Raw genomic sequence first — 13,095 nt, forward strand, 5'->3', positions numbered from 1 at the left:
TGGGTCCATGGTCTATTGTCGATAGTCTATAGTGAAAACTTTTTTCTTGCGATGGACTATCAACTATTTACTACTCAATAATTCTTTCTTCGTTCGACATTTTCGTGAGCCCGTTATTCTGTAATATCTCTTTGGCCAGGTTCAGGTAATTAATGGCTCCCTTACTTTCTGCATCATATAAAATAACAGGCTTGCCTACGCTGGGCGATTCACTTAAACGGGTATTTCGATGAATGATGGTTGAGAACACCATTTCATCGAAATGTCTTCTCACCTCACTTACTACCTGGTTGCATAGGCGTAAACGACCATCATACATGGTCATCAGAATACCTTCTATCTGTAGGTCAGGGTTTAAACGGCTTTGAACAATCTTAATGGTGTTCAGCAGTTTGCCTAATCCTTCCAACGCAAAAAATTCACACTGCACAGGCACAATCACACTGTCGGATGCTACCAATGAGTTTACGGTAATCAAACCAAGAGAAGGAGAGCAGTCGATGATGACAAAATCGTATTTATCTTTTACTGCATCGAGTATTCCTTTCATCACATTTTCGCGGTTGGGGTAATTGATCATTTCAATTTCTGCACCTACCAGATCTATATGGGAAGGAATAATATCAAGATTGGGTATCTCACTTTTGAGAATGACATCGGCGGCAACAACATTATTTACCATGCAGTCGTAGAGACTACTGGTGATATTGTGCAGATCGAAACCAACACCTGTTGTACTATTGGCCTGTGGATCGGCATCAACCAATAATGTTTTGAACTCTAATACGGCCAGGCTCGCCGCCACATTAATGGCCGTGGTCGTTTTACCGACACCTCCTTTCTGATTGGCAACTCCAATAATTCTCGCCATAATTGTCTGCTGTTCGTGTTACCGAACTTTTTGTTTTAAAGGTCTGTAGAAGCTCCGATAGCCGGTAATATTAATTCCTTACCAGCAGCGGTAAAAGCCTGTATGGCTGCTTCTGTATCAATTTTTATAAAACCAAATGTGTTGTAATGTACTCCCACCACTCTTTTGCACTGAACAAAATCGGCACAACGAATAGCATCTGCCACATCCATGGTGAAATTATCGCCTAAAGACAGTACCGAAAAATCAAGTTTTGCCCAGCTGGGTATGAGTTGCATATCCAATGTGAGTGCGGTATCACCGCTGAAATAAAAATTACCTTCATCTGTGATGAATAAAAATCCCATCGGGTTGCCTCCATAACTGCCATCGGGTAAACTGCTGCTGTGTTGAGCAACCACACATTTTACCACACCAAAATCAAAAGCCCATTTACCCCCCGTATTCATGGGATGTGTTTTTACTACACCCTGTTTATTGAGCCACTCATGAATTTCCCAGGCAGCTACCACTGTACAACCTGTTCTTTGGGCGATCGACACCGCATCGGCAATATGATCTGCATGACCATGTGAAAGGAAAATATAATCGGCTTCTATTTTGCCTACCTCAATATCTTTTGCCAGTTCATTATAAGTAATAAAGGGGTCGAACAGGATCTTTTTTCCCTTCACTTCCACCTGAAAACAGGAATGTCCATAATAAGTCAGTTTCATAGTCGCCAAAGTTTTGAAGGATGCCAAAAATACGGTTTCAGGCACATCTTTTGAAAGAATCTTATCCATAGGAGGCTGTCTATGGTCCATGGACTATAGACCATAGTTTTATGTCTCAATTCGTGTTTGATAATTTGTACAAAAGGGGTAAAGTATAAAATGCTATGGTCCATAGACTATCGGCCATGGTCTACAATCCCCAAAATGCAATATTTTCACCCCCTGTACGTCTATAAACACAATAAAACTTTTACATGCGGAACGCGGGTACTCTCTGGGTCATTGCCTTGATTATGTTATTACTGGATTTCTATGTATTCCAGGCAGTAAGAATTGTTACGCAAAACCTGTCAGACAGGGCCCGTATGTGGGTACATATGGGGTATTGGGTGTTTTCGGGTCTTGCACTGATTGCTTTATTGTCTTTCCCTTATGTGCAGGCTTTACAAAATTCCAGGTTCTACCGCAACTATGTATTTGCCATTCTTGTAGGTTTATTTTTTGCCAAACTCATTGCCGCAGTCTTTTTCCTGACCGATGACCTGCGAAGGGTTGCATTATGGCTCATGAGCAAGCTATTTCCGGGAACCGGGGCTCAATACATGAATAATAATGGTGGTGGAATACCCCGCTCTACTTTTTTAAGCTGGCTCGGACTGGGTCTGGGTACTTCTCTTTTTGGTACTTTATTGTATGGGTTCAGTAATAAATATAATTATCAGGTAAAACGAATCAGGCTTCGCTTTGCTAACCTGCCCGCTGCATTCAGCGGTATGAAACTGGTACATATTAGTGATGTGCATAGCGGTAGTTTTCAGAATAAGAAAGCGGTTAATCATGGTATCGACCTGATTTTACAGCAAAATCCCGACCTGATCCTCTTTACGGGCGACCTGGTGAATGACAGGGCCAGTGAAATGGATGAGTATAAAGAAGTCTTTGCCCGGCTAAAAGCACCATTAGGTGTTTACAGTACCCTGGGTAACCATGATTATGGCGATTATGTAGTCTGGCCTACCGCAGCGGAAAAAACGGCTAACCTGGATGCACTCAAAAAAGTACATGCCGATATGGGCTGGCGCTTATTGATGAATGAACACGTGAAACTGGAACGGAATGGTGAACATATTGCATTGCTTGGTATTGAGAACTGGGGTGCTAAAGGAAGATTTCCCAAATATGGTAAAATGAATGAGGCCCACCCGGGAACGGAGAACAGCCCGTTTAAAATTCTTATGAGCCATGATCCCAGTCATTGGGATGCGCAGGTGAGAACTGAATACCCCGATATAGACCTTATGCTTTCCGGACATACACATGGCATGCAGTTCGGTATAGAAAATCCTTATTTTAAATGGAGCCCTGTACAGTGGATGTATAAACAGTGGGCCGGGTTATACGAAGAAGGAAAACAGAAACTATATGTAAACCGTGGCTTTGGTTTTATCGGTTACCCGGGAAGGGTAGGTATATTACCGGAAATTACGGTGATTGAGTTGTTATGAATGGTGAATGGTGAAATATTGACCATTCACCATTCACCATTCAGGCCTCATTATAACTTAACCGGCATTACCACTCTCAGGTATTCCCATTCAATGGCGATGGAAGCATTCTTGCCGTCTTTTTCTATCAGGTAGCTGAGACGCTGTACCATTTTATCTTTTTTAACGGGCTTTACTTTTACCCTTACCAGGTCTTCGGAAGGATTATACTCATCTGCCAGGTGTTGTTTGTTCCTGGAATTAATGATAATCGTCCATTCATCTTTTCCCGGGATGGTAAAGAGTGCATATTTTCCTTTTGGAATATTCTTTCCTCCGATGGTTACGACTGTAGAAAAATCAACGGTAGTAGCATTGTGTGCACCGGTTGCCCACACCTGATCGTAAGCTACCAGTCCACCCCAAATCATCCTCCCTTTTACACCTGGCGATCCATATTCAATATGAATATGTGTATCACCAATGGTTTCCATAGTTACACGCTTAGGGCTGCTTTTTAAAGTGTCTTTTGCAATCAATCCTTTGTTCACGCTGTCTGCATAACCACTGTTGGCCTGGTGATTGTGTTGAGCTAAACATATATTGGATAAGCCGATACCAATAAACAGAAGCAGCAATGACTGACGCATAAATGGATGATTTATGCAAATAAACGAATAAAGCCCTTATCGTTTGCTAATCTTATTACTGCTGATCGCTCGCTGTCTGCTACACTTGAAACGACTGATGCCCGTAGCTCGGATATGACTGTGTTTGGTATTTCGTCCTTTCATTCTTTTCCTCCACATGGTAAAACTGCTTTTTTTACTGTGTCTGCGCATCAGTTCAATGACTTGTGGCTCTTTTATACCAAACTGAAAATGAATGGCTTCAAAAGGGGTGCGGTCTTCCCAGGCCATTTCAATGATTCTGTCGATCTCTTTTTCCGTTAAAAATTCCATAAAGCATTAACACCCGCAATAAAAAAACGTTGAATGACGTTACAATTTTGCCCAGACTCCCTTTTTTTAGCACCTCGTACAACGAAAGGGAGCCAATCCGGGTCTTGGATAGCAAGTTTGGCACGGTCATTGAAATAGGTAAGAAGAATAAAATAAACCTTATGAAGAAAGTATTATTAGCAATGTTTGTGGTAACAGTGTTTACCACTTCATTAAAGGCACAGGGTATCAGACTGGGGGCCAAAGTAGGAGCCAACCTCAATAAAGTTTCAGGTCAGTCATTCAGTGATGGATTTGACCTTGCCTATCATGTAGGTGGTTTTCTTGAAATAGATTTTAATAAAAAATGGGGTATCCAGCCTGAAGTATTATGGAGCCAGACAGCTACCAAACGCTCCAGTTTCAATACCATATATGCCAGTGAGATTAACCCTTTTAATAACCAGGAGAAAATTAAACTCGATTACCTGAGTATACCTGTATTGTTTCGTTATAATATAGGGGGTATTCTTACGCTAAACCTGGGGCCACAGTTTGGCATTTTGCTGAACCAGGACAAAACTCTGTTACAAAATGGAGAGTCGGCATTTAAAGGAGGCGATTTCTCGATGGTTGCGGGCGGACAACTAAATTTTAAAGTTTTACGTATTTATGGCAGGTATAATATTGGCCTGCAAAACATTAACGATATCGACAATAAAGATAAATGGACAAACCAACAGATTCAGTTGGGTCTGGGGTTGAGGTTTTAAAATCCAATATCCATCCGGATTTTCTAACCAGGGGTAATCTTCTTTCGAGGATTACCCTTTTTTATGTTGGCTTACTTAATCTTGAATGTCTTTTTTAATACTGCTATTTTTTGTTTGAAGGACCCGAGTTCAGCCAGTTGCTGTTTGATAAAACTGTTGTCTTCCAGTTTGCCAATTACGGAATTCATTTCTTCAAAACTTTCATAGACCATTTTGCGGAAAGGATTCTGGTAGTCCTTTGCCCTGGAATCATGTATGCCTTTGGTCATCCATTCTTTTGTAGTAAGTGCATTATTGAATAACTGACCTAATTGGTGTGAATCTATTTTCTTCAATGATAACTCTGTAATTTCTGCCAATGAAGCCAGTGCATGTGCTCTTTTCTGCACGGCATATTTATTACCCAGCATGGTATAATGTGCATGCACTTCATCCCATGATTTTATCTTACCTGATTTTATTTTTTCTTTTAGTTGCCGGTGTTCATCTGTAGTGATTAATTGTCCACCCAGATTAACCCAGCCAGTTCTTTTGGTACGGGCGGGGAGAACAGATTTCAGGGTATCGACAGAACGAAGCTGCTCTTCGTTAATCAGGTCTAATAAATGAAGGGTTCCATAATAGCGAATCAGTTCAATAAACAAATGATAAGCAATGCGTGTTTTAATAAGCACTACTTTTCGTTTGCTGTTTTCGAAGCCGTCAACAGTAATTTCCAGTTCATCCACGAGTTTATTGCTGCTCAGCAATAACTGTTTTCCAATGGCAACCGCTTCTTCACTGGTAAGTATTGCTTTGCTGTTGTTTTGTTTGCGATGATAGGCCCTTCCTGTAGCTTCTTCAATAATGGCTAATGAGTCAAAGAGTTCGTTGATGGTATCTGGTGCCAGATAATCGTATTCTATCAGTTGAACGCGCTCTGTTCTTTTATCCCTGTCAACATATTTCCAGGCATTTCTGGCCAGGGCATACATATTGTAAAGGAACCAATAACCAGGCATTACTAAAAGCTGATCCTTACTTACATCATTACTCACCAAAGAGAAGGGTAACCTGATATTCAGTTCTGCAGGATAATCGCCTTTTGTAAGAATGGTAAAACCTGCAAATACAGAATTGTGTTTGAGGCTTACACAGAGTCCGGGCCAAAAGCCACGCCCCATAATAATTTCACCATCAGCCCCACGGCTATTATGATTTGAGCCAATCGTGGCGCCGGCAGCAATATTACTTTGCCCCATTACCAGTGCCGCACATAAAAATGAATTGTTGTGATGCTGTTCGTGTGCCGGAAATATTAATGAATTCAATACTTCGCAGCATGATATGGTAGCATTATGCCCGAGGTAAGAGTTAATAAGCCTTGCGCCATATTTCAGTTGAGAATGTGAGGCCATAATAAAACGCACGGCTTTTACACCGTAAAACATTTTACAGCCATAACCAATGATACCATTTACTGCTTCACAACCTTCACCAATTTGTGTACGCCCTTCTTCACCTGAATTAATGGTTAGGTTTTTGAGTTTGTTAGCGCCTTTTATATATGCATCTGTACCAACCCATACATCCTTAATAATGTTACAGTTTTTGATAACGGTGCGATCGCCTACCTTACCATAATAACCTCTTCTGTTGTCGTAACGCGCTTCTGTAAATGCAACAAACTTATCCTGCAGGAGCTGGTCATTTTTGTCTCTGCTCCATAAATAAGCATCTCCGGCCAGCATACCGTTAAAAGGCAGTACACGGCGACCCGTATTTTCGTTACAGATTTCCATCCATATCCGTACATCTTCCGACTCACCCTGTTTTATAATACCATTGCCGAATTTGGCATGATTGGTAGATACCAGTTCATTTACATTGGTAATAATTACTTCACTGCCAATGATATAGTGAGACAGATAGTTCACATTATCAACGCAAACATTGTCACCAAAATCGCAGCTGATGATGGTTGAATTATATAAACCCACAGGTACTTTCAGGTCACTGAAACCCAGACAGAAAGGTTCCAGTTTGCCGATGCGCACCAGTCCGAAAAATTTGCAGTTTTTTACCAGCTCAGGATTGAATGCATCCGATACTAAAATTTTGTTCCAGTCATCACTTGTATTCCTGTTACGTACCAGCACTTCAATTTCATAGGCATTGAGTATGCGGTAGGTAATACCATTCCGGTTTTGCATATTCCGTAAATAATATTCATCCTTGCCTTTGGGCAATTCATTATTACCCAGAAAATGGTAACCCAGTGATGAAAGCGGTGTTTTGCTGATCTTATTTTGTGCCATGCAAGTTTTGTTTGAACGCTTCTACTGAATATTATTCTACTGTAACACTTTTGGCAAGGTTTCTGGGTTTATCCACGTCGAGCCCTTTCGCCAGTCCAACATAATAACTTAACAGTTGAAGTGGTATGGTGCTGAGTAAAGGAGCAATCACTTCATCTGTATCAGGTACAAACATTACATCATCGGCCATACCGGGGATAATATCATCATTAACAGTGGCCACCGCAATAACTTTACCTTTTCTTGCTTTGATCTCCTGTACATTCGAAACGATTTTTTCGTAGTAAGAATCTTTGGTTGCTACGAAAACCACTGGTAATTTCTCATCAACCAATGCAATCGGTCCATGTTTCATTTCTGCAGCAGGATAACCTTCTGCGTGTATATAAGATATCTCTTTTAATTTGAGCGCTCCTTCCAGTGCCACAGGGAAATTATATCCCCGGCCAAGGAACAGGAAATCGGTGGCGTCTTTATATTTTTCTGCAATTCTTTTGATATTGGAAGTGTCTGCCAGTATTTCTTTTACTTTTTCCGGAACGGCTTCCAGTTCTTTCATTAGTGACAGATAGCGTTTCTCATCGATAGTACCTTTGACATAACCAATTTTCAAAGCCATCATGGCAAGTACCGCCAACTGACCTGTAAATGCTTTCGTGCTGGCCACGCCAATTTCAGGGCCGGCATGGGTATAGGCGCCTGCATGACTGAGCCTGGCGATACTGCTGCCTACTGCATTTACCACACCAAAGATAAAAGCACCTTTTTCTTTGGCGCTTTCAAGTGCCACCAGCGTATCGGCTGTTTCGCCACTCTGTGAGATAGCAATAATTACATCTCCTTTGTTTACTACAGGATTTCTGTAACGAAATTCTGAAGCATATTCAACCTCTACCGGTATACGGCATAATTCTTCAATCTGGTATTCGGCAATTAAACCGGCGTGCCAGCTTGTACCACAGGCAACAATTAAAATTCGTTGTGCATTTTTTAAAGCTTCAATATGATTGTCAACACCGCTCATAATAATCTGCCCGGTTTGTGGCAGCAACCTTCCTCTCAGACAATCGAAAATTGTATCGGGTTGTTCGTGAATTTCTTTTAGCATGAAATGCTCGTATCCGCCTTTTTCAATAGCAGCAAGCTCCATATCGAGTTTGGTAATAAAAGGAGTTTGTTTTTCATTACCCAGGTTTTTCAGGATAAGTTCATCGGGTCGAATGATGGCAATCTCATAATCATTTACATACACTACTTCTTTGGTATATTCAATAATGGGTGATGCATCGCTTGCAAGGAAATGTTCTCCTTTACCAATGCCAATTACCAGCGGACTTCCTTTTCTTGCTGCAATAATTGTTTCAGGGTCATCTTTAGAAATCAGTAGAATACAATAAGCACCTACAATACGTTTGAGTGCAATACGTAAAGCTTCTTCAAGCGAGCAGTTATTATTTGTTTTGATGTCTTCAATAAAATTGAGCAATACTTCTGTATCGGTGTCACTTTTAAAATCATACCCTTTAGAAATCAGTTCCTGTTTAATATGTGCATAGTTTTCTATGATACCATTGTGTATCATAGCCAGTTGTCCGCTTTGCGATAAATGCGGGTGCGCATTCCTGTCGCTGGGTTCACCATGTGTAGCCCAACGGGTATGACCAATACCAATATGGGCGTGTACATCTTTGCCCATGGTATCTTCTTCCATTTCGGCTACTTTCCCTTTCTTTTTGTACACATTTAATTGCCCGTTATGCAGTAGTGCAACACCTGAGCTGTCGTAGCCACGGTATTCCAGTCTTTTTAATCCTTTTAATACAATCGGGTAGGCTTCTCTATGACCAACATATCCAACAATACCGCACATAATTTTTTGCTTTAATAGGTAAATAATCAAGATTAACTTTCACGGCGGAAAATTACCCTGGATTGCAAATATTCAACTTAAACTTAAATAAATTCAATGCATTACACATTCGATCTTTCAAAAGAGTATATACTTGAAGATGACTGCGTTTTATTGCGGCCTTTAAAAGCAGATGATTGCGATAATCTGCGGTATTTCTCCCTAAATGAGCCAGATATCTGGACTTATTCTTCGCAAAAAGCAGCAGGAGAAGAAAACCTTAAAAAGTATATAGAATTTGCACTGAATGCCCGTGCCGCAGGAAATGAGTATCCTTTTATTGTTTTTGACAAAAGAACACAGTCTTATGCCGGCAGCACACGGTATTACGATATCCAGTTACAACACCTCACCCTTCAACTAGGGTTTACCTGGTATGGTAAAGCTTTTCAGGGTACGGGGCTGAATAAACACTGTAAATTCCTGCTTCTGCAATTTGCTTTTGAACAAATGGGTATGGAGAGGGTAGAATTTCGGGCCGATAACAATAATGCCCGCAGCATAGCAGCCATGAAAAGCATTGGCTGTACACCCGAAGGAGTATTAAGGAGTCATGCCATTAAAGCCGACGGAAGCCGCCGCGACTCTATTGTACTGAGTATACTGAAAAATGAATGGTTTGGGCATGTAAAAGAGAATATCAGGAGGAAGATGGCAGATCTATGATTGCTGATCTCAGATGTCTGATATTCATGCTGCATCCCCCTTGAACATTCATTATTCAGTATTCAACATTCATAATTTCTCCCCGTTTATACTTATAAATCGGTAATTGCGTCTTTACACAGGTGGAGAATCAAATAATGTGCGTATTTTTGTTTCATAGACAGTAACCCCCCGCTGATTCTAATTTTTTATTGTATGCAACAGCGGACTATTATTACCCGTACGGAGGATATCCGTAGTATCGCAAGAGATATCAGTATCTTTTCTTGCAAGAAGCAAATCTTTAAGGTTCAGTTGAGCCATATCTCTGAAACAGAGAATTTTGAAGTTGAGAAAAAACTGGTGCGGCTTTACTCACTCGGACAGCATGGGTTCTGGGCCGTACTCCCTGTTTACACCATTCTTGTGTACCTGCTGATGTTGTTTGCTAACATTATACCTTATCATGAACTGGGTATTGTTCCTACCATCCTTCTATATGCTCCCTTTGCTATAGGAGCAATCTTTTTCTTAAGAATTCTGGCTACTTTCTACGCCAAACGTTCATTACTGAAACTGGCACAAGAATTACAAACCGATCCTTCTTTTACTTTTGGATAAACGAACTGGTTTTTACGATTCGATTGATTTAAGTTTCACTTCAACAGGTGGAACTTTTTTATGAAGCGTCGTTTGAAGCCTTGTTATGGTTAGAGTAATAAACCCTGCAGGAAGAAATAAGCGAAACTGAAATAAATAATCAGGCCTGTTACATCTACAAGTGTAGCAACAAAGGGTGCTGAAGAAACGGCAGGATCGGCTCCGAGTTTTTTGAGGAAGATGGGCAGCATGGATCCGGATAAAGTTCCCCACAGTACAACTCCAATTAATGAGAAGCCTACAGTAAAAGCAATCATCATCCAGTGTTCCCCATAAATTTCGGGAAAGAAAGAATGCCATACAGACACGCGAACAAATCCAATAATGCCCAGAACGGTTCCGAGTAATAAGCCACTTAATATTTCCCTTCTTAATACGCGCCACCAGTCGCTAATGGTGATTTCGCCAACGGCCATAGCCTGAATAATCAGTGTAGAAGCCTGTGAACCACTGTTACCGCCACTGGAAATAATTAAAGGAACAAATAAGGCAAGCACCACTGCTTTGGCAATTTCGTCTTCAAAATATCCCATGGCAGTTGCGGTGAGCATTTCTCCAAGAAAAAGAACAATGAGCCAACCCACACGTTTTCTGAATAATTTAAACAATGGGATATCAAGATAGGGTTCGTTCAGCGCTTCCGTACCACCAATTTTTTGCATGTCTTCACTGAACTCTTCATTGGCCACCCATAACATATCGTCGATAGTAATAATACCCAGCAAAATATTATGATCATCTACCACCGGAAGTGCCACACGGTTATTCATTTTAAATACCTGGTTGGCATATTCCTGATCGTCATTTACATTCAGCGATACCACACGTCCGTCGATGATTTCATCAATTCTTTTATCTGGTGGGGCAAGAATTACATCCCTGATTCTTATATCATCTATCAGCGCACCTGTTTCATCTATCACATAAATAACATCGATGGTTTCACTGTTCTTACCAAATTTCCGGATCGTACTAAAAACTTCCGATACTTTATTATAGGCGTACACATACACATAGTCGGGAGTCATCAGCCTGCCTACACTGTCTTCCGGATAACCCAGCATGGCCAGTGTAATTTTACGTTCTTCGGGGTCAAGCAATTTAATGAGGTCGCGGATGGCTGCCTTGGGTAATTCTTCCAGAAAGTCGGTTCGGTCATCGGCAGGAAGTTCGTTCAACAGTTCTGCTGTTTTTGCAGAAGGTAATTCCTTAACAATATCTTTCTGTTGTGCAATGTCGAGGATCTTGAAAACACTGGCCGCCCTGTGTATGGCCATATTGGCAATGATCTGGGCTTCATATTCAGGGAAATCATTGATCAGCTCGGCCACATCACTGATATTCTGGTGATCAAGAAATTCCCTGATCTCCAGTTTATCTTCTTTTGCAATCAGCAATTCAAACTGCTCATTAATGCCGGGCTGTTCCAGTTCGAGTGACATGAGCGCAATTTACGGGGGAATGACCAATGGGCAAACCCGGACTCAGGAAATAACGTATTTTGGAGCCATCAGACCAAGCTTCAAATTAGTAATATGATACTTCCTATCCTTTCTATCGCTCCTTCACCCGAACGAGGCAGGGGTGTTTTTACAACACAGGATATAGAAACAGGTACTATTGTTGAAATATCACCTGTGCTCGTATTAGATCCGGAAGAGAGGGCCAAAGTAGAACAGACCCTTTTGTTCGACTATATTTTTGAATGGGGTGATGACCTGAAAAGTGCCTGTGTGGCGTTGGGATATTTATCGGTATATAATCATTCCTATACCGCCAATTGTATCTACGAAATGGATTTTGAAAATGAACTGATGCAGATAAGAACAGTAAAACCTATTAAAACAGGAGAAGAACTCTTTATTAATTACAATGCAGACCCCGATAATGCCAAACCCATCTGGTTTGAAGCAAGCTGATTTATATGGACTATCAAACTTATTTACCTCAGGAAGATTTAGCGGCTTTCATCAAATGCTACTGGACTTTGTCTGCACCAGCTTCTTCTACAGAAGAAAGGCAGCGTATAGTGCCTGATGGCTGTATGGAAATGATTTTTCATGCAGGCGATCTGTATCGCCAGTACCTGCCTGATGCAACATATATTATGCAACCCAGGTGTTTTGTTTTCGGACAAATTACACAGCCGCTGGAAATTGCTGCAACAGGTCAAACGAAAATTTTTGCTGTGCGTTTTCATCCGGAAGGATTTTTACCATTTATCAATATGCTTATCCGGGAAATGGACAATAAGGCTATTTCTCTTGAGCGTTTGTTTGGTGATAAAGCGGCGGCTTTTGGAGAAGCCGTATGCACTGCAAAAGAAGTTGAAGAACAAATCAGTCTGGTAGAAAATTTCCTGCTCCAGCAATTACAAAACCAGGAAACCAGTGATCGTATCGCTGCCTCAAGTGTACAGACGCTGCTTGCTTTAAAAGGGCAGTTAAGTGTAGATGAATTGGCCGGTCAGTTACAGGTTCATCGCAGACAACTGGAAAGAAAATTTGCAACAGTAATCGGCCTAAGTCCGAAACAACTGGCAAAAATTATTCGTTTGCAGGCCACATTGAAAATGATGGGTGAAGGGCAATATGATAACCTTACCGAACTGGCTTATGAAAATGGTTATTTTGATCAGGCCCATTTTATCAAAGACTTTAAGGAATTTACGGGTGTAACACCAGGTGAATTTTATGCAGATCAGTTAAAGATGAGCCACTTATTCAGTGGCAGCTGATAAATGTCGCGATTTTACAATTTTAGATATACGGATATCTTCAGTTTTGATAAAAATTATGG

Annotated in this window: 13 protein-coding genes; 6 read left to right on the plus strand and 7 right to left on the minus strand. The window is 41.0% G+C overall.

Features of this window, described 5'->3' with window-relative positions:
- Positions 1-70: 70 nt before the first annotated feature.
- Both KXJ59_RS07995 and KXJ59_RS08000 read right to left on the minus strand, forming a co-directional pair.
- On the minus strand, positions 71-871 hold the full coding sequence (locus KXJ59_RS07995) for an AAA family ATPase (protein ID WP_295202949.1): 801 nt from the start codon (positions 869-871) through the stop codon (positions 71-73).
- 35 nt (positions 872-906) lie between these two features.
- Positions 907-1,587: a metal-dependent hydrolase gene (locus KXJ59_RS08000; protein ID WP_295202952.1), complete on the minus strand. Its 681-nt coding sequence runs from the start codon at positions 1,585-1,587 to the stop codon at positions 907-909.
- 254 nt (positions 1,588-1,841) lie between these two features.
- Between KXJ59_RS08000 and KXJ59_RS08005 the strand changes: the two genes are divergently transcribed.
- Positions 1,842-3,092: a metallophosphoesterase gene (locus KXJ59_RS08005; protein WP_295202955.1), complete on the plus strand. Its 1,251-nt coding sequence runs from the start codon at positions 1,842-1,844 to the stop codon at positions 3,090-3,092.
- A 50-nt stretch (positions 3,093-3,142) separates the two neighbouring features.
- Here the strand turns inward: KXJ59_RS08005 and KXJ59_RS08010 are convergent, their stop codons facing one another.
- Complete coding sequence (locus tag KXJ59_RS08010) at positions 3,143-3,721, minus strand: DUF2911 domain-containing protein (protein WP_295202957.1); 579 nt, start codon at positions 3,719-3,721, stop codon at positions 3,143-3,145.
- Between the two features lie 36 nt (positions 3,722-3,757).
- Positions 3,758-4,033, minus strand: a complete 276-nt coding sequence (locus tag KXJ59_RS08015) for a TIGR03643 family protein (RefSeq protein WP_295202960.1) — start codon at positions 4,031-4,033, stop codon at positions 3,758-3,760.
- Between the two features lie 161 nt (positions 4,034-4,194).
- Here KXJ59_RS08015 and KXJ59_RS08020 point away from each other — a divergent pair, with 161 nt between their 5' ends.
- Positions 4,195-4,785 (plus strand): porin family protein, encoded by a 591-nt coding sequence (locus tag KXJ59_RS08020; protein WP_295202963.1) that lies wholly within the window; start codon positions 4,195-4,197, stop codon positions 4,783-4,785.
- A gap of 71 nt (positions 4,786-4,856) precedes the next feature.
- Here KXJ59_RS08020 and KXJ59_RS08025 read toward each other — a convergent pair whose 3' ends face one another.
- Together KXJ59_RS08025 and glmS are read right to left on the minus strand one after the other, a co-directional pair.
- On the minus strand, positions 4,857-7,082 hold the full coding sequence (locus KXJ59_RS08025) for a DUF4954 family protein (protein WP_295202965.1): 2,226 nt from the start codon (positions 7,080-7,082) through the stop codon (positions 4,857-4,859).
- Positions 7,083-7,113: 31 nt separating this feature from the next.
- Entirely contained in the window at positions 7,114-8,952 is a 1,839-nt protein-coding gene (glmS, locus tag KXJ59_RS08030) for a glutamine--fructose-6-phosphate transaminase (isomerizing) (protein WP_295202968.1), read from the minus strand.
- 96 nt (positions 8,953-9,048) lie between these two features.
- Between glmS and KXJ59_RS08035 the strand changes: the two genes are divergently transcribed.
- Positions 9,049-9,657: a GNAT family protein gene (locus KXJ59_RS08035; protein WP_295202970.1), complete on the plus strand. Its 609-nt coding sequence runs from the start codon at positions 9,049-9,051 to the stop codon at positions 9,655-9,657.
- Positions 9,658-9,852: 195 nt separating this feature from the next.
- Positions 9,853-10,257, plus strand: a complete 405-nt coding sequence (locus KXJ59_RS08040) for a hypothetical protein (protein ID WP_295202972.1) — start codon at positions 9,853-9,855, stop codon at positions 10,255-10,257.
- Between the two features lie 89 nt (positions 10,258-10,346).
- Here KXJ59_RS08040 and mgtE read toward each other — a convergent pair whose 3' ends face one another.
- Entirely contained in the window at positions 10,347-11,738 is a 1,392-nt protein-coding gene (gene mgtE / locus KXJ59_RS08045; protein WP_295202974.1) for a magnesium transporter, read from the minus strand.
- A 93-nt stretch (positions 11,739-11,831) separates the two neighbouring features.
- Here mgtE and KXJ59_RS08050 point away from each other — a divergent pair, with 93 nt between their 5' ends.
- Both KXJ59_RS08050 and KXJ59_RS08055 read left to right on the plus strand, forming a co-directional pair.
- Positions 11,832-12,215: an SET domain-containing protein gene (locus tag KXJ59_RS08050; RefSeq protein WP_295202977.1), complete on the plus strand. Its 384-nt coding sequence runs from the start codon at positions 11,832-11,834 to the stop codon at positions 12,213-12,215.
- A gap of 5 nt (positions 12,216-12,220) precedes the next feature.
- Entirely contained in the window at positions 12,221-13,033 is an 813-nt protein-coding gene (locus KXJ59_RS08055) for a helix-turn-helix transcriptional regulator (protein WP_295202979.1), read from the plus strand.
- Positions 13,034-13,095: the final 62 nt, after the last annotated feature.

This window comes from Sediminibacterium sp., from assembly GCF_019264485.1.
GTDB lineage: Bacteria > Bacteroidota > Bacteroidia > Chitinophagales > Chitinophagaceae > Sediminibacterium.

Excerpts from the sequence above, each read along its gene's own strand:
- KXJ59_RS07995 (WP_295202949.1), bottom strand. The coding sequence starts at position 871 with ATGGCGAGAATTATTGGAGTTGCCAATCAGAAAGGAGGTGTCGGTAAA.
- KXJ59_RS08000 (WP_295202952.1), bottom strand. The coding sequence starts at position 1,587 with ATGAAACTGACTTATTATGGACATTCCTGTTTTCAGGTGGAAGTGAAG.
- KXJ59_RS08005 (WP_295202955.1), top strand. The coding sequence starts at position 1,842 with ATGCGGAACGCGGGTACTCTCTGGGTCATTGCCTTGATTATGTTATTA.
- KXJ59_RS08010 (WP_295202957.1), bottom strand. The coding sequence starts at position 3,721 with ATGCGTCAGTCATTGCTGCTTCTGTTTATTGGTATCGGCTTATCCAAT.
- KXJ59_RS08015 (WP_295202960.1), bottom strand. The coding sequence starts at position 4,033 with ATGGAATTTTTAACGGAAAAAGAGATCGACAGAATCATTGAAATGGCC.
- KXJ59_RS08020 (WP_295202963.1), top strand. The coding sequence starts at position 4,195 with ATGAAGAAAGTATTATTAGCAATGTTTGTGGTAACAGTGTTTACCACT.
- KXJ59_RS08025 (WP_295202965.1), bottom strand. The coding sequence starts at position 7,082 with ATGGCACAAAATAAGATCAGCAAAACACCGCTTTCATCACTGGGTTAC.
- glmS (WP_295202968.1), bottom strand. The coding sequence starts at position 8,952 with ATGTGCGGTATTGTTGGATATGTTGGTCATAGAGAAGCCTACCCGATT.
- KXJ59_RS08035 (WP_295202970.1), top strand. The coding sequence starts at position 9,049 with ATGCATTACACATTCGATCTTTCAAAAGAGTATATACTTGAAGATGAC.
- KXJ59_RS08040 (WP_295202972.1), top strand. The coding sequence starts at position 9,853 with ATGCAACAGCGGACTATTATTACCCGTACGGAGGATATCCGTAGTATC.
- mgtE (WP_295202974.1), bottom strand. The coding sequence starts at position 11,738 with ATGTCACTCGAACTGGAACAGCCCGGCATTAATGAGCAGTTTGAATTG.
- KXJ59_RS08050 (WP_295202977.1), top strand. The coding sequence starts at position 11,832 with ATGATACTTCCTATCCTTTCTATCGCTCCTTCACCCGAACGAGGCAGG.
- KXJ59_RS08055 (WP_295202979.1), top strand. The coding sequence starts at position 12,221 with ATGGACTATCAAACTTATTTACCTCAGGAAGATTTAGCGGCTTTCATC.